25 protein-coding genes are annotated in these 24,103 nt (G+C 48.7%); 22 read left to right on the top strand and 3 right to left on the bottom strand.

Features of this window, described 5'->3' with window-relative positions; translation table 11 throughout:
- Positions 1-2: 2 nt before the first annotated feature.
- Entirely contained in the window at positions 3-476 is a 474-nt protein-coding gene (locus HP401_RS11650) for a GNAT family N-acetyltransferase (protein ID WP_173605092.1), read from the bottom strand.
- A 399-nt stretch (positions 477-875) separates the two neighbouring features.
- Between HP401_RS11650 and HP401_RS11645 the strand changes: the two genes are divergently transcribed.
- From HP401_RS11645 to HP401_RS11630, 4 genes are all read left to right on the top strand, one after another.
- Positions 876-1,646 (top strand): 3-hydroxyacyl-CoA dehydrogenase, encoded by a 771-nt coding sequence (locus HP401_RS11645; RefSeq protein WP_173605091.1) that lies wholly within the window; start codon positions 876-878, stop codon positions 1,644-1,646.
- 45 nt (positions 1,647-1,691) lie between these two features.
- A complete protein-coding gene (locus HP401_RS11640) occupies positions 1,692-2,222 on the top strand; it encodes a MarR family winged helix-turn-helix transcriptional regulator (protein ID WP_173605090.1) in 531 nt (176 codons plus the stop codon).
- A gap of 97 nt (positions 2,223-2,319) precedes the next feature.
- Complete coding sequence (locus tag HP401_RS11635; RefSeq protein WP_173605089.1) at positions 2,320-2,796, top strand: hypothetical protein; 477 nt, start codon at positions 2,320-2,322, stop codon at positions 2,794-2,796.
- Positions 2,797-2,828: 32 nt separating this feature from the next.
- A complete protein-coding gene (locus HP401_RS11630) occupies positions 2,829-3,695 on the top strand; it encodes an SDR family oxidoreductase (protein ID WP_173605088.1) in 867 nt (288 codons plus the stop codon).
- On the opposite strand, the gene HP401_RS11625 is transcribed toward HP401_RS11630, so the two are convergent.
- Positions 3,692-6,286, bottom strand: coding sequence for a winged helix-turn-helix domain-containing protein (locus tag HP401_RS11625; RefSeq protein WP_173605087.1), 2,595 nt, complete (start codon positions 6,284-6,286; stop codon positions 3,692-3,694). The genes HP401_RS11630 and HP401_RS11625 overlap by 4 nt on opposite strands.
- Positions 6,287-6,524: 238 nt before the next feature.
- Here HP401_RS11625 and HP401_RS11620 point away from each other — a divergent pair, with 238 nt between their 5' ends.
- The 18 genes from HP401_RS11620 to HP401_RS11540 all read left to right on the top strand — a co-directional run bounded on the left by HP401_RS11620 (position 6,525) and on the right by HP401_RS11540 (position 22,906).
- On the top strand, positions 6,525-7,592 hold the full coding sequence (locus HP401_RS11620; RefSeq protein ID WP_173605086.1) for a CapA family protein: 1,068 nt from the start codon (positions 6,525-6,527) through the stop codon (positions 7,590-7,592).
- A 183-nt stretch (positions 7,593-7,775) separates the two neighbouring features.
- Positions 7,776-8,195: a MerR family transcriptional regulator gene (locus HP401_RS11615; protein ID WP_173605085.1), complete on the top strand. Its 420-nt coding sequence runs from the start codon at positions 7,776-7,778 to the stop codon at positions 8,193-8,195.
- Positions 8,188-8,565 (top strand): carboxymuconolactone decarboxylase family protein, encoded by a 378-nt coding sequence (locus HP401_RS11610; protein ID WP_015892873.1) that lies wholly within the window; start codon positions 8,188-8,190, stop codon positions 8,563-8,565. The genes HP401_RS11615 and HP401_RS11610 overlap by 8 nt, the downstream gene beginning before the upstream one ends.
- A 15-nt stretch (positions 8,566-8,580) precedes the next feature.
- Positions 8,581-9,306, top strand: coding sequence for a metal-dependent hydrolase (locus HP401_RS11605; RefSeq protein WP_173605084.1), 726 nt, complete (start codon positions 8,581-8,583; stop codon positions 9,304-9,306).
- A gap of 40 nt (positions 9,307-9,346) precedes the next feature.
- On the top strand, positions 9,347-9,448 hold the full coding sequence (locus HP401_RS35700; RefSeq protein ID WP_375138859.1) for a DUF5710 domain-containing protein: 102 nt from the start codon (positions 9,347-9,349) through the stop codon (positions 9,446-9,448).
- Positions 9,449-9,506: 58 nt separating this feature from the next.
- Positions 9,507-9,893 carry a VOC family protein gene (locus HP401_RS11600; protein ID WP_173605083.1) on the top strand — a complete coding sequence of 129 codons (387 nt, stop codon included), beginning with the start codon at positions 9,507-9,509 and terminating at the stop codon, positions 9,891-9,893.
- Between the two features lie 651 nt (positions 9,894-10,544).
- Positions 10,545-11,492 carry a phosphotransferase family protein gene (locus tag HP401_RS11595; RefSeq protein WP_254457052.1) on the top strand — a complete coding sequence of 316 codons (948 nt, stop codon included), beginning with the start codon at positions 10,545-10,547 and terminating at the stop codon, positions 11,490-11,492.
- A gap of 165 nt (positions 11,493-11,657) precedes the next feature.
- Positions 11,658-13,406, top strand: a complete 1,749-nt coding sequence (locus tag HP401_RS11590; protein ID WP_173605082.1) for an ABC transporter substrate-binding protein — start codon at positions 11,658-11,660, stop codon at positions 13,404-13,406.
- An 86-nt stretch (positions 13,407-13,492) separates the two neighbouring features.
- Complete coding sequence (locus tag HP401_RS11585) at positions 13,493-14,449, top strand: ABC transporter permease (RefSeq protein ID WP_015892865.1); 957 nt, start codon at positions 13,493-13,495, stop codon at positions 14,447-14,449.
- Positions 14,450-14,460: 11 nt separating this feature from the next.
- Entirely contained in the window at positions 14,461-15,387 is a 927-nt protein-coding gene (opp4C, locus tag HP401_RS11580) for an oligopeptide ABC transporter permease (RefSeq protein ID WP_015892864.1), read from the top strand.
- Between the two features lie 295 nt (positions 15,388-15,682).
- Positions 15,683-16,669 (top strand): ABC transporter ATP-binding protein, encoded by a 987-nt coding sequence (locus HP401_RS11575; protein ID WP_173605081.1) that lies wholly within the window; start codon positions 15,683-15,685, stop codon positions 16,667-16,669.
- Entirely contained in the window at positions 16,659-17,624 is a 966-nt protein-coding gene (locus tag HP401_RS11570; RefSeq protein WP_309145122.1) for an ABC transporter ATP-binding protein, read from the top strand. Before HP401_RS11575 ends, HP401_RS11570 begins: the two co-directional genes overlap by 11 nt.
- A 167-nt stretch (positions 17,625-17,791) precedes the next feature.
- The gene (locus HP401_RS11565) at positions 17,792-17,986 is read left to right on the top strand and encodes a YezD family protein (protein WP_173605079.1); all 195 of its coding nucleotides are present in this window, start codon (positions 17,792-17,794) and stop codon (positions 17,984-17,986) included.
- A gap of 36 nt (positions 17,987-18,022) precedes the next feature.
- On the top strand, positions 18,023-18,304 hold the full coding sequence (locus HP401_RS11560) for a DUF2325 domain-containing protein (RefSeq protein ID WP_015892860.1): 282 nt from the start codon (positions 18,023-18,025) through the stop codon (positions 18,302-18,304).
- A gap of 223 nt (positions 18,305-18,527) precedes the next feature.
- Positions 18,528-20,168: a peptide ABC transporter substrate-binding protein gene (locus HP401_RS11555; protein WP_173605078.1), complete on the top strand. Its 1,641-nt coding sequence runs from the start codon at positions 18,528-18,530 to the stop codon at positions 20,166-20,168.
- A 73-nt stretch (positions 20,169-20,241) separates the two neighbouring features.
- Entirely contained in the window at positions 20,242-21,144 is a 903-nt protein-coding gene (locus HP401_RS11550) for a serine hydrolase (RefSeq protein ID WP_173605077.1), read from the top strand.
- Between the two features lie 153 nt (positions 21,145-21,297).
- The gene (locus tag HP401_RS11545) at positions 21,298-22,017 is read left to right on the top strand and encodes a 3'-5' exonuclease (RefSeq protein ID WP_173605076.1); all 720 of its coding nucleotides are present in this window, start codon (positions 21,298-21,300) and stop codon (positions 22,015-22,017) included.
- 25 nt (positions 22,018-22,042) lie between these two features.
- Positions 22,043-22,906 (top strand): GNAT family N-acetyltransferase, encoded by an 864-nt coding sequence (locus tag HP401_RS11540; RefSeq protein ID WP_173605075.1) that lies wholly within the window; start codon positions 22,043-22,045, stop codon positions 22,904-22,906.
- 65 nt (positions 22,907-22,971) lie between these two features.
- On the opposite strand, the gene HP401_RS11535 is transcribed toward HP401_RS11540, so the two are convergent.
- Positions 22,972-23,940 (bottom strand): MraY family glycosyltransferase, encoded by a 969-nt coding sequence (locus HP401_RS11535; protein WP_015892855.1) that lies wholly within the window; start codon positions 23,938-23,940, stop codon positions 22,972-22,974.
- Between the last annotated feature and the right edge of the window lie 163 nt (positions 23,941-24,103).

Genomic DNA, 24,103 nt, shown 5'->3' with positions numbered 1-24,103 from the left:
ATCTATTTAGGTATCCGTTTTTCGTACCTGAATTTATAAAAACCATTTGTTGCGTTTGGCTCGGTCTCGCCGACCTTTTTATAACCGCATTTCTCGTAAAAGTGCTGGTTGCGTACTGCTTCATAGCCAGTATCGAGCGTCCACTTTTTGATGTGTGGATACGCGGCCTCCATGAACTGCATGGTTTGGCTTCCGATACGCATGTTTTGCTTATCAGGATCGACATAAATGATCCCCAGCTCCAAATGCTCATGGTCGACTGGAATAAGGCAAAAACCGCCGACGATCTGGTCATCCAGCAAGATCGTATAGTAATGGGCCTTTTGCATGAATAAAATATGCTGGTCAGGCTGGTCATGTCCGGCAGGGCCCTCTCCGTACTTTTGGACGTCTTCTGCGAAGCAGCGAGTGGCAATTTGGGTGAGTTGCTCCGCGTTCGCGGGGACAGCCTTTTTGAAAAAAACCATAGGACTCATGAGATCATCTCCAGTTCGTCTGACTACTTCGAAATAGGTGTATGTATGATTAGTAAAATTCTCCTATATAGCAGACGGATGAACCCACAGAATGGTTACCTACTTATTTTAGGCATGAAGTTTTCTAACGGTCCTCTCTCGAACTAATGTCCGGTTTTTACCCATGTTTTAAACCAGCGAGATAAAGCAACATTCCGGTCACAAATAAAAACAAGCTGGATAAGCACAACTGTCCTTTGCCCGGACACAGCTGTCTCACACCTGTCTGGATTTGAGAAGGTGCAGACTGCTTGTCGCTTCGGAAAAACTACGTGCGACAAGGGGGAGCTCGGTTGGTATCCAACTTGCAGAGCTTTTTTCTGAATGTGGATGCAATAGCAGAGGAAGGGAGAGAATGGCTTGGATATGCGGGAAGTGGTTGCCATTGTAACAGGTGGTGCTTCCGGTTTGGGAGAAGCCGCTGTGAGGAATGTAGTTCAACACGGGGGAAAAGTAGCCATTCTTGATTTGACGGTGGAGAAGGGGCAAGCGCTGGCGAATGAGTTGGGGCGCGAGAATGCTTTGTTCGTGCATACCGATGTCATGAGTGAGGCGAGTGTAAGGGAGGCCATTGATCAGGCTGCTGGCACATTCGGTACGATTCACGCTGTGGTCAACTGTGCGGGGATTGGTTTGGCACAAAAAACGCTGTCGCGAAGCGGTCCACATCCACTGGAATCCTTCAGCAAAGTCATTTCAGTCAATCTGATCGGTACTTTTAATGTTATTCGGTTGGCGGTGGAGCAAATGGTAGGAAACGAGCCGAACCAACAGGGGGAGCGAGGTGTCATCATTAATACCGCATCGGTGGCGGCTTTTGAAGGACAGGTGGGGCAGGTTGCGTATAGCGCCTCCAAAGGCGGAATTGTAAGTATGACCCTGCCGCTAGCAAGAGATCTGGCTTGGTATGGCATACGCGTGATGGCGATTGCTCCAGGGCTATTTGACACGCCGATGTTCGATCAGCTCCCGCGCTCTGAAAAAGCAGCGTTGGGTGCGACTGTTCCTTTTCCCGCTCGCATGGGTGACCCGAAAGAATACGCGATGCTGGTGAACAGCATCCTCACCAATCCGATGTTGAATGGAGAAACGATCCGACTGGATGGGGCAATCAGGATGGCACCGAAATAGAGGGGGCGTGTTGACAAGAAAATAGTTAGGTGCCATACTATATTCATGACAAACCATTCAAACGGAAGAAAACAAGAAGATGCGATCCCATCGCTAGTTCAATCGCAACGCCAGATTGACCGGTATGGACTCGATGTTGATGCACAAGCTATACTCGTCGCCGCCAGGCTGATGGAGGCAGGAGCCAAGCTAGGGAATGCGGCCGAAATACATTTTGCCAGATTCGGCTTATCAACGGGACGATATCGGTTGTTGGCAGACCTTGAAGATAACGGAGGGGAAGTACTGCCGTCACAATTGGCAGAGCATCTGGGTGTAACACGTGCAACTGTTACCGGTCTGATCGACATCCTCGAGCGCGACGGCCTAGTCTCACGACGAGCGAGTGCAAAAGATGGCAGGCAAAAATCGGTCATGTTAACGGAGCTCGGGGCTAGTAAGCTGCGTGAAATGGCGCCTGAGCACTTTGCGAGATTGGAAGCGATGGTCGGATTGCTCAATACTCAGGAGCGCAGTGTGTTTCTCGACCTGCTAGGCCGCGTGACACAAGGCATCTCGGCACTGACAGAAGAATAGTAAGCAGTAAAGCGGGCTAGGCAGCTAGCCCATTTTCACTCTTATATAGTTAGGTTCCTAATCACTTATTCAGAACAAGGGAAAGGAGGTGAAAAACATGCATGATCCTGTAAAATCGGGAGGTGTTTATCCGATCAAGAGGGCAAGTCCCGAGCGAAAATTGTTTGTTTTATGGCGAGAGGTCGTTATGGCTTATTTGTCTCCTGCAATCATGGCGAGCATTGGAGGATGGATCACCGCTGACAAAGGGCTGCAAATAGGAGCATTGACCACGATTGGCGGAACATCTGCATTGATTGCAGCACTGCTTGGACGATGGTTACAGAGCCAAGGTATACATAAACGTTGGGTCACCCACACGCCTCATTTGGCGCTGGTAGCGGTTATGGGGATGACAATGGCGGTGATCGGTCTGTTGGCAGCATGGCTAACAACGGAGTTACTCGTTATCGTTGCTCCCGGTGAATCGTTAGCTTGGCTAAGCCGTGTCTGGATCGACTTCCCGCTATCAGCGATAATCGCCAGCACGTTAATCACATGGCGGTGGCGTAGTGCCATCAGCCATGACCAATAAAAATGGAATCATTTACGGAGGAGAGATAGATAATGATCGTAGTTATGGGAGCGACAGGAACCATAGGACGTGCACTTTTGAAACGATTGATAGAGCTTGGTGTCCCAACTCGGGCATTGAGCAGAACACCGGAAAAACTTCAGATGCTAATGGGAGAACGGGCAGAATCTACGGTGGAAGTCGCAGCAGCGGAAGCTTCTGACCCTGAATCATTGCGCCGAGCGTTCGCAGGTGCGAATCAGCTCTTCCTTTCCCTTTCAAACAGTCCCGATCAGGTCGAGCTGGAAACAGCGATGATTCGCATAGCAGCTGAGGCTGGAATCCAACACATTGTGAAAATATCCAGTCCAGCCTACGACGAAAAGGCGCCAGTCGCCGTAGCGAGATGGCACCAGGAAATCGAGAGAACTTTATTAGAATCGGGTATGAAAAATACTGTGCTTCGACCGTACGCCTTTATGCAGAATCTGCTCCGTTTCGCACCGACAATTCAGACGCAACATGTTTTCTTCGGTGCGATGGGCGAAACAGCCTGCAACTTTATCGATTGCCGGGATATCGCCGATGTTGCCGCAGAGGCATTGACCCATCCCGAAAAAGCAGGTCGTGTATACACACTGACGGGTTCTGAGGTTTTCAGTTATTCGCAAATTGCGAGCAAGCTGTCCGAGCTGCTTGACCGCCCGATAACGTACATCAACAAGGATAGCGAAGCACTCCGACGTGATCTGATGGAGTACGGAAACATGCCGGAGTGGCTCGCCAGTCATGTCGTTGAAATTCAAGCGATGTCAGTAGCGATCCCGGAAAAGCCGACAGACGATGTATGGCGTGTCCTCGGCAGAGAACCTCGCCAGCTGGACGCTTTTCTGCAAGAACACATTGAAAAATTCCGTTAATCAACAGGGCTATTTTCTAACAGCGAAATCTCTTGAGCTTTCAGAAGAGCCTGAGTGCGATTGGTGACACCGAGCTTGCCATATATCCGATGCAAATACACCTTGACGGTCCCGAGCGTATTCCCTAGCTCATCGGCGATCATCTTGTTGGATGCTCCTTCGGCCAGCATGGAAAGGATAATCATTTCTTTTCCAGTTAGCGGCTCGATCAAAGGAGCTTTTCTTTTCTCCATTTTCTTAGGGAAAAGAGATAGCAGCTGGTTGACGTACGCAGCCGATACGGACGGACCTGGCTGTTGGGATCGTTTTTTCAAGCGTAGCTGGTAATCGTGCAAGAGGTGAGACATCGCCGTACCTTCGTCCAGAAAGCTTCGGACGTAGCAGTTGTTTCCGCCAATCAAGAGTGCTTCGTGGAGGAAAGCCAGTGCTTCTTTTTTGTTGCCGCACTGTTGATGGGCGAGCGCTTGCAGAATGGCGATGTCTACTTGGCTGATCAACAGCTCCTCGCGAATACTGGATGGCTTTAGGATCGTTAAAATACGCAAGGCTTCCTGCTCCTGCTGCTGGGCGAGAAGCAAACGGACATAGGTCAAAACCTCTAATTCTCTCTGAATACTAGGCTGATTCAAAATGGAAGGGGGAAGCTTGAACAACTCCGTTTTCGCCAAAGCAATGTCCCCTTCCTGGATCGCGATGTGTGCGAGAAATGCTTGTAATGGGTTTAACCAATAAGAACCACCCCAGCTTGTGATCGTCTCCCGTGTCTCTGAAATGATTTTTCGTGCCGCAACAAAATTCCCCTCCACTAACTTGTGCTTGGAGGAAGTCAGCGCATAGGGGACGAGCAGGCCAGGTATTTGCTTTTGTAGTGCGACCAAACGAACTCGCTGAAGATGATCGAGGCTTTCTTCCAGCCTGTTTTCCTCATACAGCCCCTCCGCCAACGCCTGAATGGTGTACAGGTTGATCAAAGAATCCTTCCAGCCATGAGCTTCGAGTATGCTGGAGAATTGCTTGCCGACAGCCTCTGTTTGATCGGACAGCATCCCTTTTAACCCGAATCGCGTACGGCGAATAAACGGTTCAGTCGTGTTGTAATTAAAATGGTAAAACAACGGACTCTCTGGCAGCTCACCACTTAACTGTGAGGAACTGGCAATCCAGCTCTCAAAATCTCCGGTTGCAAATACTAGATTCGCTCGCACAAAAAACAGCCCGCTCAAAAACTGTTGATGCTCCGTCGAGTCTTCTAGGCTCGCTGCGCTTTGCTCCAATTGGGTGAGGGCAAGCTCTGCCCGATCCGTAAAACCGCAAGCAACTAAGAGGAACACATAGATCAGGCGAAAAAGTGGTGAGAAATGGTTCGCGTGATCAGGGATGCTGTCCAGCGTTCTGAGAAAGCTGGAAAACTCGCCGCGTTGGAGCAGTACCGGAATATGTTGCGCAAGGAAGCTTGCAGCCAGCGTATAATCGGCAGCGGCAATCGCATGTTCGATCGCTTCGTCCATCATTCCACGCTCCGCATAGCTCTCACTGGCTAGCCGATGCAGCTTACGTGCTTCTCCGGGAGCCGTCTGCTCCAATTGACTGCGCAAAAAATCGGCAAACAAGTGATGGTATCGATACCACGTCCCATAATCATCCAGCGGGATTAAAAAAATGTTTTGGCGGTGCAAACGGGTCAGCATTTGTTGGCACTGGGGCAGGCTGGTCAGCGCTTGGCATACGTGAGCGTCCATTCTCGCCAGCACAGAGGTTTTGAGCAAGAAGCTGCGCTCCTCTTCGGGAAGTCGCATGATTACCTCATGAAACAAATACTCCGAAATATTGCGATGAGAGCCAGTAAATCCGGCGAAAAATTGATCGTGATTCTCCGTATTCACCAGTGAAATAGCTGCGAGCTGCAAGCCGGCGATCCAGCCCTCCGTACTTTTCACCAGCTGTTCAATTTGTGTTTCGGTCAGAGGTAAATCGTGAACCTGCCGGTAAAAGCTATCTGTCTCTTGATAACTGAAAAGAAATTGTCCTGCCTCAATGTGACATACTTCATGGCGTACGTTCCATTTGACTGTAGAAAAAGGCAACGTGTTGCGACTGGCGATGTACAGATGGACGTGACTCGGGAGATATTCCAAAAAATAAGCCAAGCTGTTGTGAATCGTCTCATCCGAGATTACGTGATAGTCATCGAGAATGATAGCAAGTGGCTGTGTCGTAGCAGCGAGTTCATTGAGCAGAGAATCGATGAAGGTAAAGATCGAGGTATGACTGGTTGCCTTCATGGCTGGTTCCATTCGCTCGGAGAGTTCAGCGAAGCCAGTTTCAGACAGGGTAAAAACAATGTATCTCCAAAAGCGAATCAGGTCATTATCCATCTCATCGAGTGAGAGCCATACGGTGGAACCGCCGTACTGATGAGCCCATTGACTGAGCAAGGTCGTTTTTCCGTAACCGGCTGGGGCGTATAGTGTGGTTAGTCGGCATTGTAGACCAGCGTCCATTTTTTGCAGCAGTCGGCTCCTGTGAACGCTATTCGACCGAACGGCGGGCATAGCTGTTTTCGTTTTCAGCATTATGGAATGATGGAGCATGTTTATACCGTCCTATGTATTAGAATTTTATGTGTCCATTATACTTGTAATCGGCAAAAATCGACATTTGGAAAAATGAGGAATATTTTGATTTGGGGAGCAGGCCCCAAACCGCCATCTTTTGCATGCCCGTCACTTTTCGGCGAGAAATTTCCACGGAAGCCAGACATGCTTCAACAGGCTTCACATCCCGCTGCTTCTAGAATGGAAGCAAAAAAGAGAAGTGGGCGAAAGAGGCATGAAGATGAGACGATGGAAACACGCTGTAATGGTGGTAGCTACATGGATGCTCTGTGTTGCGATGGGAACGGAATCTTCTGGCGCCGTCGGGGCGAGCAGCGAAGGGGAGTTGCAGGAGCAGGATTCCATTCAGGTAGCGTTTGTCGGGGATATGATTTTCGATAAGAGCGTCGGGAATCAGATCGGACGGTACGGCGTAGATTATCCGTTTCAAAAAACCGCCGATTTTCTCAAACAGGCAGACCTGACGATTGGCAATCTGGAGACACCAGTCAGTACGCGGGGACGTCCGGAGAAAAAGGAATATACCTATCGTGCGAAGCCAGAGTCCTTGAAGGGGCTCGTGAACGCGGGCATCGACGTGGTCAACCTGGCGAATAATCACTCGCTGGATTACGGAATGGACGCACTCGCTGACACGATGGAGCATCTGAAAAAGGCAAAGATCGGTTACGTGGGGGCAGGGAAAAACGAGGAAGAAGCATTCGCTCCCTACATCCAAACGATCAAGGGAAAACGCGTGGCAATCATCGGGATCAGCCGTGTCCTTCCAAATGAGCGTTGGTATGCGCGAAAAAACAAGCCAGGTCTCGCGCATGCCTACTCGTATGAGCCAATGCTGTCCTATGTAAAAAAGGCAGTGGCAGAGTCAGACATTACGATTGCGGTTATGCACTGGAATCAGGAATATAAGGATTACCCAGAACCATATGCGCGTGAGATGGCGAAAAAGCTGATCGACAGCGGCGTGGATGCCATTGTCGGGTCGCATAGCCATTCGATTATGGGCGTTGAGTTTTATAAAAAGGCGCCAATCTACTACAGTGTAGGGAATTTTGTGTTTACCACCTCGCGCAATCCGAAAGGTCGCGAAGCCATGATGGTCCAACTGACGTTTACAAAAGACGGGAGCAAGAGCCGCGTGATCCCGGTGAAGCTCACGAATGGTCAGCCTGCTCCCATGGACGAGAAAAACAAACAGCGGATCATCGACAAGCTCAACCGCATTTCCTATGGGGCGAGCATATCCGAAAAAGGGGAAGTAACGGAGTCTAAGCCTCAATAGCGAGTCGTCGCATCATTTCTCTGCGTGTGAAAAAACATTAACTAAGACAGGCGTTTGCCTGTCTTTTTCGACTCCAAAAATAACGTTTTTGACTGAATGGGTTAAGCAAACTGGTAACTTGACTTAGAGTCAACTCAAAGGTGTAAGATTGGACCAAGTCGACAACAGAAGGAGCTCCTCGAAATGAATATTAAAGAAGTTGCGGAAAGAACCGGACTTTCTGCACATACCATTCGATTTTATGAAAGAAGTGGGTTATTTCCTAAAATAAAGAGATCCCAAAATGGAATACGCGAATTTAGGGATTCTGATGTAAACTTTCTTATTTTCATGGCAACTCTCAAAAAAACAGGGATGTCACTTGAAGATATTTCGGAGTTCACAAAAGATGGCTGCATACTTGAACGTTTGGAATCCGGGGAGATGCCCAAAGAACCAGTTAGGAATCGACTTTCGATTCTTATGGATCATCGGAATAAGTTGCTCGAACAACAACGAAATATTGAATTATTTATAAATGCTGTAACTCAAAAAATTTCATTTTATGAGAGTTACATTGAAGGTACAGATAACAATGAAGTGGAGGATTTTAAAGATGGCTGAAATAAGGTATGAAGTCGGTTCACAAGTAATGAATCAGGTTGTCGGAGAATCTGGTGTTCATACTCGCGAGTTTTTGAAAGGAATCGCGCCTGACTTTGAACGTTTTTTAGTTGAATTCCCATTTGGGGACATCTATAGCCGACCAGGATTGGACTTGAAATCTCGTGAGATTGCGACCGTTGCAGCCTTAACCGCTCTTGGGTACGCAATTCCTCAACTGAAAGTTCATATTAACGGTGCCTTAAATGTTGGATGGACAAAAGAAGAGATCATGGAAATAATGATGCAAATGGCCGTTTATGCTGGTTTCCCCGCCGCTTTGAATGGACTGAATGCAGCTAAGGAAGTTTTTACAGCTAGAAATTTATAAAAGGGGAGTATCAACATGTTAAACCGAAATATTTCTTTTACCTGGATTGGTTTTGGTGGATTTTATATAGAAACATCTGGAAATAAAAAAATACTTATTGATCCATGGATTAAAAACAATCCCTCCTGTCCCGAAACGATTAAAAACATAGAAAAAGTAGATTATATTTTTTTAACACATGCACATCGAGATCATGCTGAAGATGTCGTTTGGCTTGCGCAAAAAACAGGTGCCAGCGTATTGGCAGGCTGGGAACTGGCTTTTATTCTCCAGAAAAAAGGTGTTCAAAATATCGTTGCCATAAATAAAGGTGGAACTCGACAATTTGAAGATATAGCGGTTACTGCTGTACATGCAGACCATTCCTCGGCTTTCGTTGATGGTGATCAGATTCTCTATGGCGGGGAGCCTATGGGGTACGTAATCAAATTCGAAAATGGATACACTGTCTATCACGCTGGGGATACAAACGTATTTGGTGATATGGCTCTAATTGCTGAATTATACGTTCCAGACCTGGCACTATTGCCTATCGGTGATGCTTATACGATGTCCCCCCGAGAGGCTGCTAAGGCAGTCCGCCTGCTAAATATAAAAAATGTTATACCGACACATTTTGGCGTATTTGATTTTTTAACTGGTCAGCCAAGCGAACTCTCTGCTTTGCTTTCTGATGTTAAAGATTTAACAGTTTATGATATAAGTCCTGGTGATACTATTTTTATCAATCACGATAAATGAGAAAGAGAGATAGTATTCAGTTAAGGATGTTATAACGGCAATGACTTTAAACAATCCCTTTGTTGAGAAAGACTATGCAAAGAGTCCGGGGGCTAAATGGGACCTTGAGAAAAAAGTATGGTATATCCCGGATGGGGCATAGTTATGCATATTTGAGGAATGGGCAGAATGGAGGTGTATAACATCACGAAAGGGAGTGATTGTCAGTGCAAGCTATCACTACGTTTTTCATGTTCCACGGACAAGCGGAAGAAGCGATGAAGTTTTACACTTCTATTTTTGGTCGCTCCGAAATCAAGCGGATCATGCATCACGAGAATGGACAAGTCCTGCACGCTACCTTTACCTTAAAAGACCAAACCTTCATGTGTATCGACAATACGAACGGTGACTATCATGCCTTTACTCCGGCGATTTCGTTGTTTGTGGACTGCGATACGGAGGAAGAGGTTGACCGGGTTTTCGGACAGCTTTCCTCCGATGGACAAGTACTCATGCCTCTCGGACAATATCCATTCAGCGAAAAGTTCGGATGGGTTCAAGATCGTTACGGATTATCATGGCAGATTCATTTACCGAAAAGATGATATTGGAAAGCCGGTACACCTCTTGGTACCGGCACTTTTTATGTTTATAAACGTTGCTGTAGTGGGGGGAAGAAGCGAATTTCCAGTCTACGCCCAGCAAGGGGTATACACTGTCCGCTTCGGAAAAAATGGCGGAAGCGCTTCAAACGTAGAAGTTTCGAGGAGGTAGTTCATAGGTGAAGCTGAAAACCCCCGCAATTTTTTCCGAAGCTAAGATGGGCTCCAGAGGCGCTTGGACCGGAAATGCGCTTCTTCCGGCGTAGCTATTCGTTAAATCATTGAAAGTGGTTCTAAGATGTTTTATTTTCAACCGAATTTTCTTTCAGAAGCTTCCCGGTGTTAACTTGCAAAACGTTTTAAAAACACGCATGAATCCACAGATGTACGAAAGTCCTGTCACATGTTTGGAAGGAGACCGCCCGAACGCAGAGAGGATACAGGCGACTGGAAAACATGTGGCAGGGCTTCTCCCGACCACAACTGATGGAATATATCTTTTGTCTACATCGTCATCAAATGACGAAAACTACGTAGCCAACGATAAATGCTTCGCACATGTCCAATCCTTTTTTACAGAAATAGAATCGTACATTGATATAATGAAGGTAGGGCTGTATAGATAATCAGACAGTGGAGAATAAAGGGGGAAACATGATGGATGAGAGATGGACGCGCCTGGTACATAACATGAACCCGTCTGCCAAGCTCCTCCGTGCATGGGAGCTAAAAGGAGGGATTTCTGCACAGGTCACAGCGCTAGAAATGGAGACCCCTGACGGCACGAAGAAAAAAGTAGTCGTTCGCGAGCACGGTCAGGCTGACCTCAAGCGAAATCCGCAGATCGCATCAGATGAATTCAAACTTTTACAAATACTGAAGTCCGCTGACTTGCCGACTCCAACGCCCTATCATCTCGAAGCATCCAGCGAGATATTTCCCACACCGTGCCTTGTCATCGAATTCATAGAAGGCCAGACAGTCACCAAACCAGCCGACTTATCCAGCTATCTACAGCAAGCAGCTGAGGTGCTGACTCGCATCCATTCGGTAGACGCTTCTAGGCTGGCGGGCATTTATTTGCCGAAACAAGAAGAAGCGATAACGGAAAAGCTCTACAAAAGACCTGCGATTCTGGATAAATCATTGGATGAGGGACTCATTCGGGAAGTGCTGGAGTCCGTTTGGCCGCTGCCCCAAGCGAATGTAGCATCGCTTTTGCATGGCGATTTCTGGCCGGGAAATACAATGTGGAGGGAAGAGAAGCTGGCTGCTGTCGTCGATTGGGAGGACGCTGCGACAGGCGACCCCTTGTCGGATCTCGGCAATGCCAGACTGGAGATTTTGTGGGCATTTGGAGTGAAGGCTATGAATGATTTTACCCTTTGCTATCAATCTGGCAGCAAGACACTCGATTATACCCAGCTTCCGTATTGGGATTTGGTTGCTGCACTGCGGCCAGCCTCGAATCTATCTGATTGGGGATTGGAAAAGAGTATGGAGAAAACCATGCGCGAGCGACATTCTCTATTCGTGATGCAGGCGTGTGAAAAACTAGGCATTCCGTATAAAAGACATGCCACTTATGAGAGCCTCGAATAATCGGGGCTTTTTTTTGTTTGGAAAAAAATGTTGACCGTTCAAGTGTAGATACCTATAATCTAATTCATAGTAAACATGTAGGAATTATGAGTTATCATCTTTTGATCCGACCGGACCACCGGAGGAACGGTTTCACTGAGTGAGCGCATATGAAGGAGGATCACCATGAAAAAAAAGCTTTCGCAAATCATTTCAACTTTACTGCTAGGGACGCTCCTGGTCACAGGGTGCAGCTCAGAAGGCAGCGCACCAGCTACCTCGACACAAACGGCAGCTCCGTCGGCAGATGCAACAGCACCTGCTGCCAGTAAGGTGCAAGACATAAAGGACGGCATCAATTTGGCTACGGATTTATCCAAGCTACCGGAAGCAGCAGCCAAAAGGACCGATACATTCATTGCGGGACTGACAGAGCCGGGCGGCGTGTTTAACCCGTTTTTTTACCACAACGGCTACGATGGCAACGTCACCTCAGCCATTTTCGAATCACTGGTGGATGTCGATGCGACAGGAAAGCCAGTACCCAAGCTCGCGGAAAAATGGGATGTATCACCTGACCAGCTCACGTATACGTTCCACCTGAGACCGAATCTGAAATTCAGCGATGGTTCACCGCTGACGGCAGAGGATGTAGCCTTTACACTGACGATTCTACACGACAAAACGTACGACGGCGAAACGGACATTTTCGTAGCAAGTATCAAGGGTGGTCGTGAATACAAGGAAGGAAAAACGAACACCATCGAAGGGATCAAGGTGATTGATCCACAGACGATCCAGATCACGACGGAAAAAGTGAACGCCAAGTCTCTTGTCCTGTTAGGCGGGCAGGTGCTCTCCAAAGCGTACTACGGCAAGGAGTACAAACCAGGCAATTTGGAGTATCTCCGCACCTTACACGGCAAGCCATTGGGAGCTGGACCTTATACATTGGAAGCGTACATTCCTGGTCAAGAAGTCCGCTATCTCGCAAACGAGCACTATTACAAGGGCAAGCCGCAAGTTGAGCACTTTATCTACAAGACGACAGAGGGCGACGCTCTACAGTTTATCCAGACAGGGGAAATGGATTACAACTCCTTTACCGTCAACTCGGATAACATCGAGCAGCTGCAAGAGCTGGGATACGTGAATATCAATCTGTACACATCCAGCGCTTATTCGTACATCAAGTTCAATCATTCCAAGCCATTTTTCAAAGACAAGCGCGTCCGCCAAGCTTTCATTTACGGACTGGATCGCCAAAAGATTCTGGATCTGACCTACCAAGGATACGCGCAAGTCGCCAATGTACCGATCAGCCCTGTTTCCTGGGCCTATACGGAGGATGTCAATCCGTACGCCTACAATCCGGAAAAGGCGAAGCAGCTCCTGGATGAAGCAGGCTGGAAGCCTGGCGCGGATGGAATCCGTGAAAAAGACGGACAAAAGCTGATCGTTCATTACTACACGACAAAAGGAAAGCTGGGAGAAGTTCTGATCCCGATTGCCAAAGAAAACTACAAAGAGCTGGGCATCCAGTTTGAAGCAGAAATGATGGACTACAACGCTGTATTGGCGCGGACGGAAAAAGGCGATCACGACCTCGCTTCGTTCTCAACCACGATGCTGATCGATCCAGATGACGGTGTAGACGCCTTCTCGACGAAAAAGGGCAAGAGCGGATTTACCGGAACGAATGGCTACTCCAATACCAAAGTAGACGAATTGCTGGAAGCAGGTCTATCTACGCTGGACATCGAGAAGCGCAAAGCTATCTACAAAGACCTGTACAAAGAGTTGAGCGATGACCCACCGTACATCCTCCTCGGCTACCGCAAAATTTTGTCTGCGCACAACGGCAAGATCAAGGGCTTGGAGCCGAATCCGTTCACGGGCATTTCGACCAGCCTGCCTGGCATCAAAATCGAGTAACAAGTTCGAGTAACTGACTCACGAATGTTGTGCCCGGCCCTGGGGCTGGGCTTTCTTTTTTCCCAAAGCATGAAAGGAGGCAAACGATGACGTCCTACTTCCTGAAAAGGGTCTTTTACATGGCATTGACGCTCTTCGGCGCATCCATTTTAATTTTTTTCCTGTATGCCCTAACGCCCGGTGATTTCGTCGATACGAGTCTCAAGCTGACAGCCGAACGAAAGCTGGAGCTAAAAGCGATGTACGGGCTGGATAAGCCTGTCGTCGAACGGTATTTCATTTGGATGAAAAACGCCCTCCAAGGCGACTTTGGTTATTCTCTGCAATACCAACAGCCGGTGATGTCGCTGCTAAACGATTACATCTGGAATTCGTTTTTGCTGGCGATTACCTCCACCTTTTTTACATGGCTGATCGCGATCTCAATCGGAGTTCTGTCTGCTGCAAGGCAGCATTCCTGGTTCGATGCGCTCGTGACGATCGGTGTTTTTGCTGCGATGTCGCTGCCTGTCTTTTTCGTTGGGCTGCTGTTTATCAAGCTGTTTGCCGTCGATGCCAAGCTATTTCCGGCAGGGGGCATGATGATGATCGGTAGCAAGGAAACAGGGCTCACCTATGCGTGGGACGTGGTTCAGCATATGTTCTTGCCTGTGACGGTGCTAACTTTGCTGAGCGTCGGGACGCTGACCCGCTATTTCCGCACGAACATGCTGGAGGTCATTCAACAAGACTTCGTGCGCACGGCCCGGGCAAAAGGGCTGAAGGAAAAAGTTGTTCTGCACAAGCACGCGCTGCGCAATGCGCTTCTGCCTGCCATTACACTGTTAGGCTTTGAGCTGCCAGCTTTGTTTGGTGGGGCGATCATCACGGAAAAAATCTTTAACTGGCCTGGTGTTGGACAGTTGTACATGCAGGCGTTTTCTGTACGGGATTACCCGCTCTTGATGGGCTTTACGATGTTCCTGGCGATTCTCACCGTCATCGGAAACTTATCTGCTGATTTGCTGTACAGAGTGGCTGACCCGCGGGTTCGGTTGAAATAGGAGGGAATACGATGGCATCAACGGTAAGTGAAGTAGCGGAGGTGACGAGACCGGAGCAGGTAACGTTGCGTTCTTCCTTGTGGCACGAGGCTTTTTTGCGACTGAAAAAGAAGCGTCTGGCCATGGTTGGACTTGTGTTTTTACTCGTTATGGCAGTGGGATGCTTCATCGGTCCGTTTTTTTCTCCGTACGCATCCGGCAAGATTAATACGGCCATGATCAACAAGCCGCCAAGCTTCTCCCATTGGCTCGGGACGGACAGCTTGGGCAGAGACATTTTGACGCGATTGATGCAGGCTGGCCGAATCTCATTGACAGTCGGCATCGCTTCGATGGTGCTCTCCGTTTCCATTGGTGCCCTTCTCGGGGCACTGGCTGGCTTTTACCGCGGATGGGTTGATCAAGTGATCATGCGCGTAGCAGATGTGCTCATGACTATTCCCGGTCTGCCGCTCTTGTTTATTATGGGCGCAGTCCTCTCCGAGTGGAAAATCCCGACCGACTATCGCATTTACATCGTCATGGTCATGCTGAGCCTGATCGGCTGGCCCGGCTTGGCGCGAATGGTCCGCAGCCAGATGCTCACCCTGCGTGAAAGTGAATTCATGCAAGCGGCAGAAGTACTCGGTCTGCGCGACAGACGCAAGCTGTTCTTCCATTTGCTGCCCAATCTGACACCACTCTTGATTGTCGTTGCCACCTTGAACGTCGGTGGTGCGATCCTGAGCGAATCCGTATTATCGTACTTCGGCCTCGGAGTCGTCCCGCCAACGCCGACATGGGGCAATATGATGGATGCGGCAAACACGTTGATCGATTTTCAGAAAAGACCGTGGCTGTGGGTTCCTCCGGGTATTGCTATTTTCGCTACTGTCATCTCGATCAATCTGCTAGGGGATGGATTGCGAGATGCTTTGGACCCGAAGCAGAAGCGTTGATGAGTTTTTGATATCACCGGTGAACCAACTTTCAAAATAAAGCAGCGTAGGGAGAAGTGATTTCCAGTCAAGCGCCTCTGGAGCCCATCCTAGCTTCGGAAAAAATGGCGGGGAATTTCAGCTTCACTTATGGACTACTTCTCCGAAACTTCTACGTTTGAAGCGCTCCCGCCATTTATTCCGAAGCGGGCAGTCTTGACCCCTTGCGGGGCGTAGGCCGAAGCGTAGACTGGAAATCACTTCTCCCTCTCCACTACAGCTCCTTCAAATACACGAAAAGGCAGGTGAGCCAAGCATGAATGCTCTAGTCGAAATCCAAAATGTAAGCACCTACTTCAAGTCCGAACAAGGCGTGGTCAAAGCAGTCGATGCCCTCGATCTGCGTATCCATGAAGGAGAGACCGTATGCATCGTAGGCGAGTCAGGCTGCGGCAAAAGCGCGGCAGCCATGTCATTGATGGGACTAATCCCAGAGGCGGTAGGCAGTATCGTTTCGGGTGAGATATGGTTTGCAGGCCGTGATCTGCGAAAAGTTAGCAAAGAAGAAATGCGCAAGCTCCGCGGCAATGAGCTGGCCATGATTTTTCAGGAGCCGATGTCGTCACTCAATCCCGTACTGACCATCGGTGAGCAAATCATGGAACCGATCATGGAGCATCAGGGCTTAAGCAAAAAAGTAGCCCAAGCACGAGCCATTGAACTGATCGAGCTAGTCGGAATCCCACGGGCAAAAGAAATCGCAAAATCATACCCCCATGAATTGAGCGGGGGCATGCTCCAACGCATTATGATTGCGATCGCAATATCCTGCAATCCGCGCCTATTGATCGCCGATGAGCCGACGACTGCTTTGGATGTGACCATTCAGGCACAAATTCTCGATCTACTTCGCAAAATCAAGGAGGAAGCCCAAACTGCGATTCTATTTATCACGCATGATCTGGGTGTTGTTGCGGAAATGGCCGATCAAGTGGTCGTGATGTACGCAGGGAAAGTGGTAGAGGTGTCTCCTGTCGTCGAGCTGTTTGAGGAGCCGAAGCATCCGTATACACAAGGCTTGCTCCGCTCCAAGCCTGTGTTGAATCAACGCAGAGCCAAGCTGTATTCCATCCCTGGTCAAGTACCGAATCCGACGACACTTGGTGAAGCCTGCTATTTTCTTGATCGATGCGATCAGTGCTTGGCCATTTGCAGGGTGAAGCAGCCGCCTTTGCGTGATGGGGGAGACGGTAGAAAGGTCGCGTGCTGGCTGTATGAGGAGGAGATCGCCCGTGGAAAATAATTTGCTGGAAGTGCGCCGATTGAAAAAATATTACCCGATTACCGGAGGGCTATTAGGCAGGACGATCGGCCAGGTTAAAGCGGTGGATGACGTCAGCTTTTCGATTCAAAAAGGGGAGACGTTCGGGCTGGTCGGTGAATCCGGCAGCGGGAAAAGTACGACAGGTCGCACCATCCTGCGCCTTTTGGAAAAGACAGAGGGAGAAGTCCGCTTCCAGGGTATCGATGTGCACGCTTTAAATCGCCAAGAGCTCCGAGCATTGCGTCCACGGATGCAATATATTTTTCAAGACCCGTACAGCTCGCTGAATCCGCGCGTCCGAATCGGAGAAGCACTGGGAGAAGCGCTGCTTGATCACGGGCTGCTTCCACAAGCGGAGGTCAGGGAAAGAGTCTTAGAGGTCATGGATTTATGTGGATTGGCGCCCTATCATGTTGATCGGTATCCGCATGAGTTCTCGGGAGGTCAGCGTCAACGAATCGGTATCGCACGAGCCATTATGATGAAACCTGATTTTATCGTCGCGGATGAGCCAGTATCTGCACTGGATGTGTCGATCCAAGCCCAAATCATCAATTTGTTTGCAGAGCTGCAGGAGCAAAGGAAGCTGACGTACTTATTTATTTCCCATGATTTGAGCGTCGTGGAGCATCTGTGCACGAGGATCGGGGTCATGTATTTGGGATCATTGCTGGAGCTGGCACCTCGTGATGAGTTGTTTTTGGAGCCGCTCCATCCGTACACCAAAGCATTGCTCTCCTCTGTGCCGCTCCCGATCCCAAAGTACAAGCGCGAACGCATCGTCCTGCAGGGAGACATGCCAAGTCCGGCGAATCCTCCGGCAGGATGCAAATTTCACACGCGCTGCCCGTATGTGAAAGAGATTTGCCGACAGGAAATGCCTGCTTTTCGTGAGGTTAGCACTGACCGATTTGTCGCCTGCCATTTGGTGTAACGGGAATGAAGTCAATCGAAGGAGAATGAGGTGAGAAAAGCCTCTTGATGCCTAAACTGTTTGACATTGACAGCAGTCGGGATCAAGGGGTATTATCAGATTATAAAACATACTAAGTCGGTAGGGATAATGTGTATTAGTTTTGACAAAAGAGGAAGGTGATCCCCGTGGCAAAGAATGAGATTTCCCTAGATGATCTCTTGTTTGAGAATATCGCACGCGCACTGGACGGTCTGGAATACGGCTCCATACATATTGTGGTTCACGATTCACAGGTCGTTCAGATTGAGCGAACGGAAAAATACAGACTCCCGGTGGAAAAGCCTGAGGCAAAGATTTCGCAAGCGCGGACCGGGAAATAGAAGAAAAAGCATGGGAAAAAGAGAGGAGGAAGGACTATGGCAGGCGTCCTTGTGGTTGGAGGAGATCGGGTAGGAGAAATCGAGAGCTTGTTGCAGAACAAAGGGTTCCAGAATGTCTATCACGTATCAGGTCGCAAAAAATCCGATGTGAAGGCGACGATTCCTTCTGATACGGAGCTTGTTCTTGTCTTTATTAACTTCGTGAGTCACAGCTTGAGTAAAAATATAAAGAAGCTGGCGAAGCAAAAGCATGTCCCGATCGTTTTTTGCCGGCGGTCATGTGATGCGGTAGCCATTTATGAACCAGCAATAAGCTAGAGAGGACAGCCCCCATATGCGCGAATGAATAGAAGTATTCAAGGATGAATACTTCTTTTTTGCGTGACAGAGACTATTGGTAGAAACTTGTCGGACCGACTCCGGTAAAAGTATTCAGCAGGGAATAAAAACAACAAAAGAACAACCGAAAACACGAATGGCATAGAATTTGCAGAATATTTATTCAATAATCAGATATCCGACTCAAACAAGGGGGTACAGCATGAAAAGACCAGTTGTCATGACGAGTCTCTTCGTTTTGCTTACGGTACTATTTGCAGGCTGTAGCAGCGGCAATACGCCGACTCAAACCACACCAGACAAGCAGCAGCAACCAACGCCAACACAGCAGGAAACTGTGCAGAGTGCGGTAGAGCAGACGTTGCACATGAATGCTGCCGAGCCTGAAACACTTGATTCAGGCATGTCCAACGATGTGATTTCTGGTGCCTTCATCCGTTCGTTATACGACGGGCTCGTTCGATTGGACAAGGATGGCAAGCCAGTCCATTCCGTTGCATCCGACATTCAAGTATCGGCTGACAAAAAGGTGTACACCTTTACTTTACGCGACAGCAAATGGAGCAATGGTGACCCGGTTACGGCTCAAGACTTCGCCTTCGGCTGGATGCGCGTGCTCAATCCGAAGACAGCCAGCGGCTCCGCCTACAAGTACTATCCAATCAAAAATGCCCGCGCCTTTTACGAAGGAAAGGCGAAAGCAGAGGATGTCGGCATTAAGGTCGTCAATGACAAGACACTGCAAGTCACCTTGGAAAACCCCACTCCTTACTTCCTGACACTTGCGACCTTCTACTATCCGGTCAATCAAAAGGTGGTAGAAGCCAATCCCGATTGGGCGAAAAAGCCCGAATCCATCGTGACCAATGGGCCGTTCAAGCTGGTGAATTGGCAGCATAAAAACAAAATTGAGCTGGCAAAAAACGAGCACTATTGGGACAAAGACGTCGTGAAGTTTAATGAAATCGAGTTTTCCATGATCGAAGATACGAATACCGAGCTGGAGCTGTTCAATAGTGGCGAGCTGGATTGGGCAGGCGGCCCGATTAGTGGACTACCTGCGGATGCCATTGGACCGTTGCGCGACGAAGGCAAGCTGCAAACCATGAAACGTGCGACCAACTACTATCTCTTGTTCCAGACACAGAAGCCGCCATTTACGAATAGCAAAATCCGCAAAGCGTTTGCCTACGCGATCAACCGTAGTGACATTGCTGAAAACATTGGTCAGGCTGGACAGACTCCCTTGATGGGCTTCGTCCCACTTTCTGCTTCTCTAAAGCCGGAAGGATATTTCAAGGATAACGATGTGGAGATGGCGAAACAGTTATTGGCAGAAGGAATGAAGGAGATGGGGATCACTAAGCTGCCCGAAATCACCTACCTTTACAATACCTCCGACCTCAACAAGAAGATTGCCGAAGCGTTGCAGGCGCAATGGAAGCAAGCTCTCGGTGTGGACGTCAAGCTGATTAACAAAGAATTAAAGGTCATGTTTGACGATCAGGAGCAAGGGAAGTACATGATTTCCCGAACAGGCTGGACGGGAGATTACAACGACTCCGTCAACTTCCTGGAGCTGATGATGGAGAAGTACAGCTCCAATAACTCTACCTTCTGGTTTAGTGAGAAGTACGTAGAACTGGTGAAAAAGGCGTACGCCGAACCAGATGAGGCCAAACGCAATCAGTATCTGGTTGAAGCGGAGAGCATCCTGATGGAAGAAATGCCGGTCACGGGTGTGTACTCCAGTGTCAATTCATGGGTGCAAAATGAAAAGGTAAAGGGCATCACGGTCGATCCTTTGGGCTACATCGACTTCAAGTGGGGATACAAAGAATAATAGCGCTGAAAAGAAATGGCCGATACGAAAATCCATGTGTGGGCCGTTCGCGAGCGATGGGGGAGGAATTTTCATGACATGGCAGCAAGCAGTAGAAAACGTGCTAAAGGAAGCACCCGGTATTTTTGGAATCGCAGCTATGCATTTGGAAACAGGAGAGACAGCAGGACATCTGGATGAAGAGCTGTTTCAACTGGCGAGTGCATTCAAAATTCCGATCATGGTCACCATGATGCGCGAGGTGGAAGCAGGACGAATCCGTCTCGACCAGCGTGTGACACTGAAATGGGAGGATCGCGTACCGGGGTCAGGCATTTTGCAAGAGCTGGATGCCGGAGCAGCCTTAACGGTCAAAGACTTGGCGACACTAATGACGATTGTCAGCGATAACTATGCGACAGACCAAATCCTCGAGCTGATCGGCGGCATCGACAAGGTGAATGAGCACATGCATGAGCTGGGTCTTTCGCAGATTCACTTGCGGCATAATTGCTGGGAGCTCCTCAACCACTGTGTAGGTATGAATGAGCCTGCACCTTCGCAGGCGGGGTTCGATGAGTTCATGCGACGGGAGGAGTCAGGCAATTACGAATTGCTCCACGATGTATCGATGCCTACCCGTGACAATAACGTTGCGACACCAGCCGAGCTGAACCGCTTGCTTATCATGATTGCGCGAAAAGAAATTCTCAAGGAAGCCTCCTGCGAGCTAATGCTAGACATCATGCGACGTCAGCATTACAACAGCCGTCTGCCGTACTTGTTGCCAGAAGGAACAAAGGTCGCACATAAGACAGGGACCGTCAATGCAGTCGTCAATGATGCTGGCATCATTTATTTGCCCGAAGAAAAAGGGATGATTGCGATCACTGCCTTATCACGCGATGTGACTGACACAGAAGCCGCAGAACTTACCATCGCCCGTGTTGCAAAGGCCATTTATGAGCAAGCGATAAGTGTACGCACAGCAGATTGAGTTACCATCAAGCGAAACAGGTAAACAAGGGTAGGAATCCGATGGGTTCTTATCCTTTTTCATTTCAATCAGGCAGCCGCTTTTGTCTTTGTTTTGCTTTCTGTACCCAATCCAAGCCATAATAGAGACAATACATACAGGATGTGATTACGCTTGCAGATCATTGTTTTTGACCTTGAAACGACACTGACTTATCAGAGAGACAAGATTCCGGAAATTATTGAGATCGGAGCGGCAAAAGTCGTGCCCGGAAAAAATGGCGTGGAGGTCGACACATTTCAGCGCTATACCTTTCCAGCCATCGAGCGACGAATCTCAGAGAGAACGCGTAAGTTCATCGGTCTCGATAAAGAGAACATGCCAACCTTTATCCCGTTTCGCCGGGCATTCGCAGAATTTCTGAAGTGGATTGGCAACGATTCTGAATACTACCTGTGCACATGGGGGCAAGACGACAAGCGGCTGATGATCGAGCATTGTGCACGGTTCGGTTTGGACTTCAACTGGATGCGCAATTACAATGACATCCAGCCGCCAATTAGCCTGCTTTTGGCTGATCGCAAACAGATGAGTCTGAAAGAAGCGATCGACACTGCAGGAATCATCCAGGAGGGCAGGCTGCACTCGGCCTTGGTCGATGCTATCCACACAGCTCATTTACTGATCAAATACAACAAGACCGTACACTTGAAAGAAAACACACCAGAAGAGAACTACAATTTGTCGAGCTCGTTGTACATTACGTGCCGGTCTTGCAAAAAAAGCAAATACTACACGGCTTTCGGACGAAAAAGCAGAAGGTGCGAGGCTTGCCTGCAACATCGCAAGAAGTTGGAAAAAGCCGCAGAAGCAGCAACCGTCCAACAGAGCTAGCGGAAGAGAGCGGAGGAGTGTGTAGATGATACGACAAGCACAATCCAATGACAAAGAGACAATCGTGACGATGATTGGCGAGGGCATGCTTTGGAGGACCGAAGAGATTGTTGATATCGTGGAAAAAGCTACGGTTTTCATCTGGGAGGAAAACGATCAAATCATCGGCTGTGGTACATATGATTTGAACTCCTCTGGAGAAGACGGGACAGCAGAAATATACGTCTATACACGACCAGATCATCGAAAGCGAGGAATCGGCTCCCGGCTGTTCGATCAGCTATGGCTGGAACTGCAACAGCACGAGGAGAAGCCGAGGGCAGTCATGGCTACCTATCGGGCAGACCACGGGCAAGGTGCTGATTTTTTTGCCAAGAGAGGCTTTGCTTCTATCTGGGGACATCATTTGATGAAATACACAGGAGAGATCGGGCCTGCGCCGACATTGGACGTACGAAAATTTTCAGAGTCTGATATGGATATGTACATTCAATCGCAGAGTGACGCCTACTATGAGGTGCGCAAAGGCATCGATCTTCAGCCATACCGATTGGCAGACTATCCTGAGAAAACGATGAACGCATGGAAAAGCTGGCTGCTGGGTGAGATGAGGGAGGACATTTATTTGTTCGAGCATGAGGGAGTATTTGTAGGCTCCTTGATCATCACAGGACATGGCGAAGTCTACGATGTATTCGTAGATCCCGTGCATCAAGGCAAAGGCTTCGGCAAAGAGCTTGTCCGCTTTTTTGTGAACCAGACGCTGGAAAAGGGGTTGCAGCCGTATCTCGTCACAGGTACTCACAACGAACCCGCGATTGCATTGTACGAACGGACAGGCTTCCAGACGTTTCAGACGACCACGACAGCGAAGAGAGACCTCGCATGATCACTCATAAAAAAATGCCGCAGGGATTAGACCCAAGCGGCATTTTTCGTTGTGACCGATAATAACTATACTCCAAGCAGGAGCAGGATAATAGACGTCAGACTAAAGCAAACACTGATCAAGCACAGGAAGGTGACGACTTGTTTTGGATTGAGTCCAGAACGCAGCAGGCGATAATGAACCTGACTGGCATCTGCTTGGTAGATCGGCTTTCCTTGCAGGAAGCGCTTGGTCACCACAAACAGATTATCAAAAATCGGCACACCGAGTGCTAAAATCGGAATGAACAAGGAGAGAACAGTTGCCTGCTTAAAAGCACCATCCAACGCGATAACCGCCAAGATAAAGCCCAGAAAGGTCGCGCCTGCATCTCCCATGAAAATTTTGGCCGGCGGCTTGTTGTACCGCAGATAAGCCAGGGCAACACCGATCAGACTGATGGCCATAATCGCAGATGTGCTTTGTCCTTTTACCAAAGCGACTACGAAGAGAGTGCCTGCGGAGATCGCGGAAAGCCCTCCAGCCAAACCGTCCATGCCATCCGAAAAATTGATGACCGTCGTTACCCCGAAAATCCACAGGATGGTCAGGATGAACTGCAACCATTGCGGGAGCAGTATGTATTCGCCACTCAATGGATTGTAAAAGCCGGAAAAAGTAATACCCGACAAGTAGACAATCACAGCGGCTGATATTTGGACGATCAGCTTGGGCAGGGCGGAAAAATCCTTGCCTTGCGTTTTGTACCAGTCATCAATGGTACCGATAATCAGCAGCAGTAGTGAGCCTGACAGAACAGCGATCGTTTGCCCAGTCGATTCTTTCGAGAAGAGCAAAAACGATGCAGCAAAGCCGACAAAAATAGCGTAGCTGGCGGTCAAGGGGATAGGCTCCCGGTGAATTTTTCTTTCCACGTCTTTACGTGGCTTGTCCACAAAATCAAGGCGAAATGCCAATTTAGCCAGAGGCGGAATCAGCACCATAACGATACAAAACGACAGTAAAAACGAAAGAGCGTACGTTATCGTGACCATCTCCTACAGGTAGTGAGCTTTCTATATGCAAAGATACCCGCATACCGTGTTGTTTGACAAGTCTATTATAGGAAGGATTCCAAATTTTGTCGACTCTTGTAATCACGTGAGGGTGAGGTACCAAAAAAAGTTGGTACTTATCTCCAACAGGACGGATCCCTAT

Source organism: Brevibacillus sp. HB2.2, from assembly GCF_013284275.1.
Classification (GTDB): domain Bacteria; phylum Bacillota; class Bacilli; order Brevibacillales; family Brevibacillaceae; genus Brevibacillus; species Brevibacillus brevis_D.
Note: the sequence above shows the minus strand (reverse complement) of the source record. Positions and strands in the feature narration are given on the sequence as shown.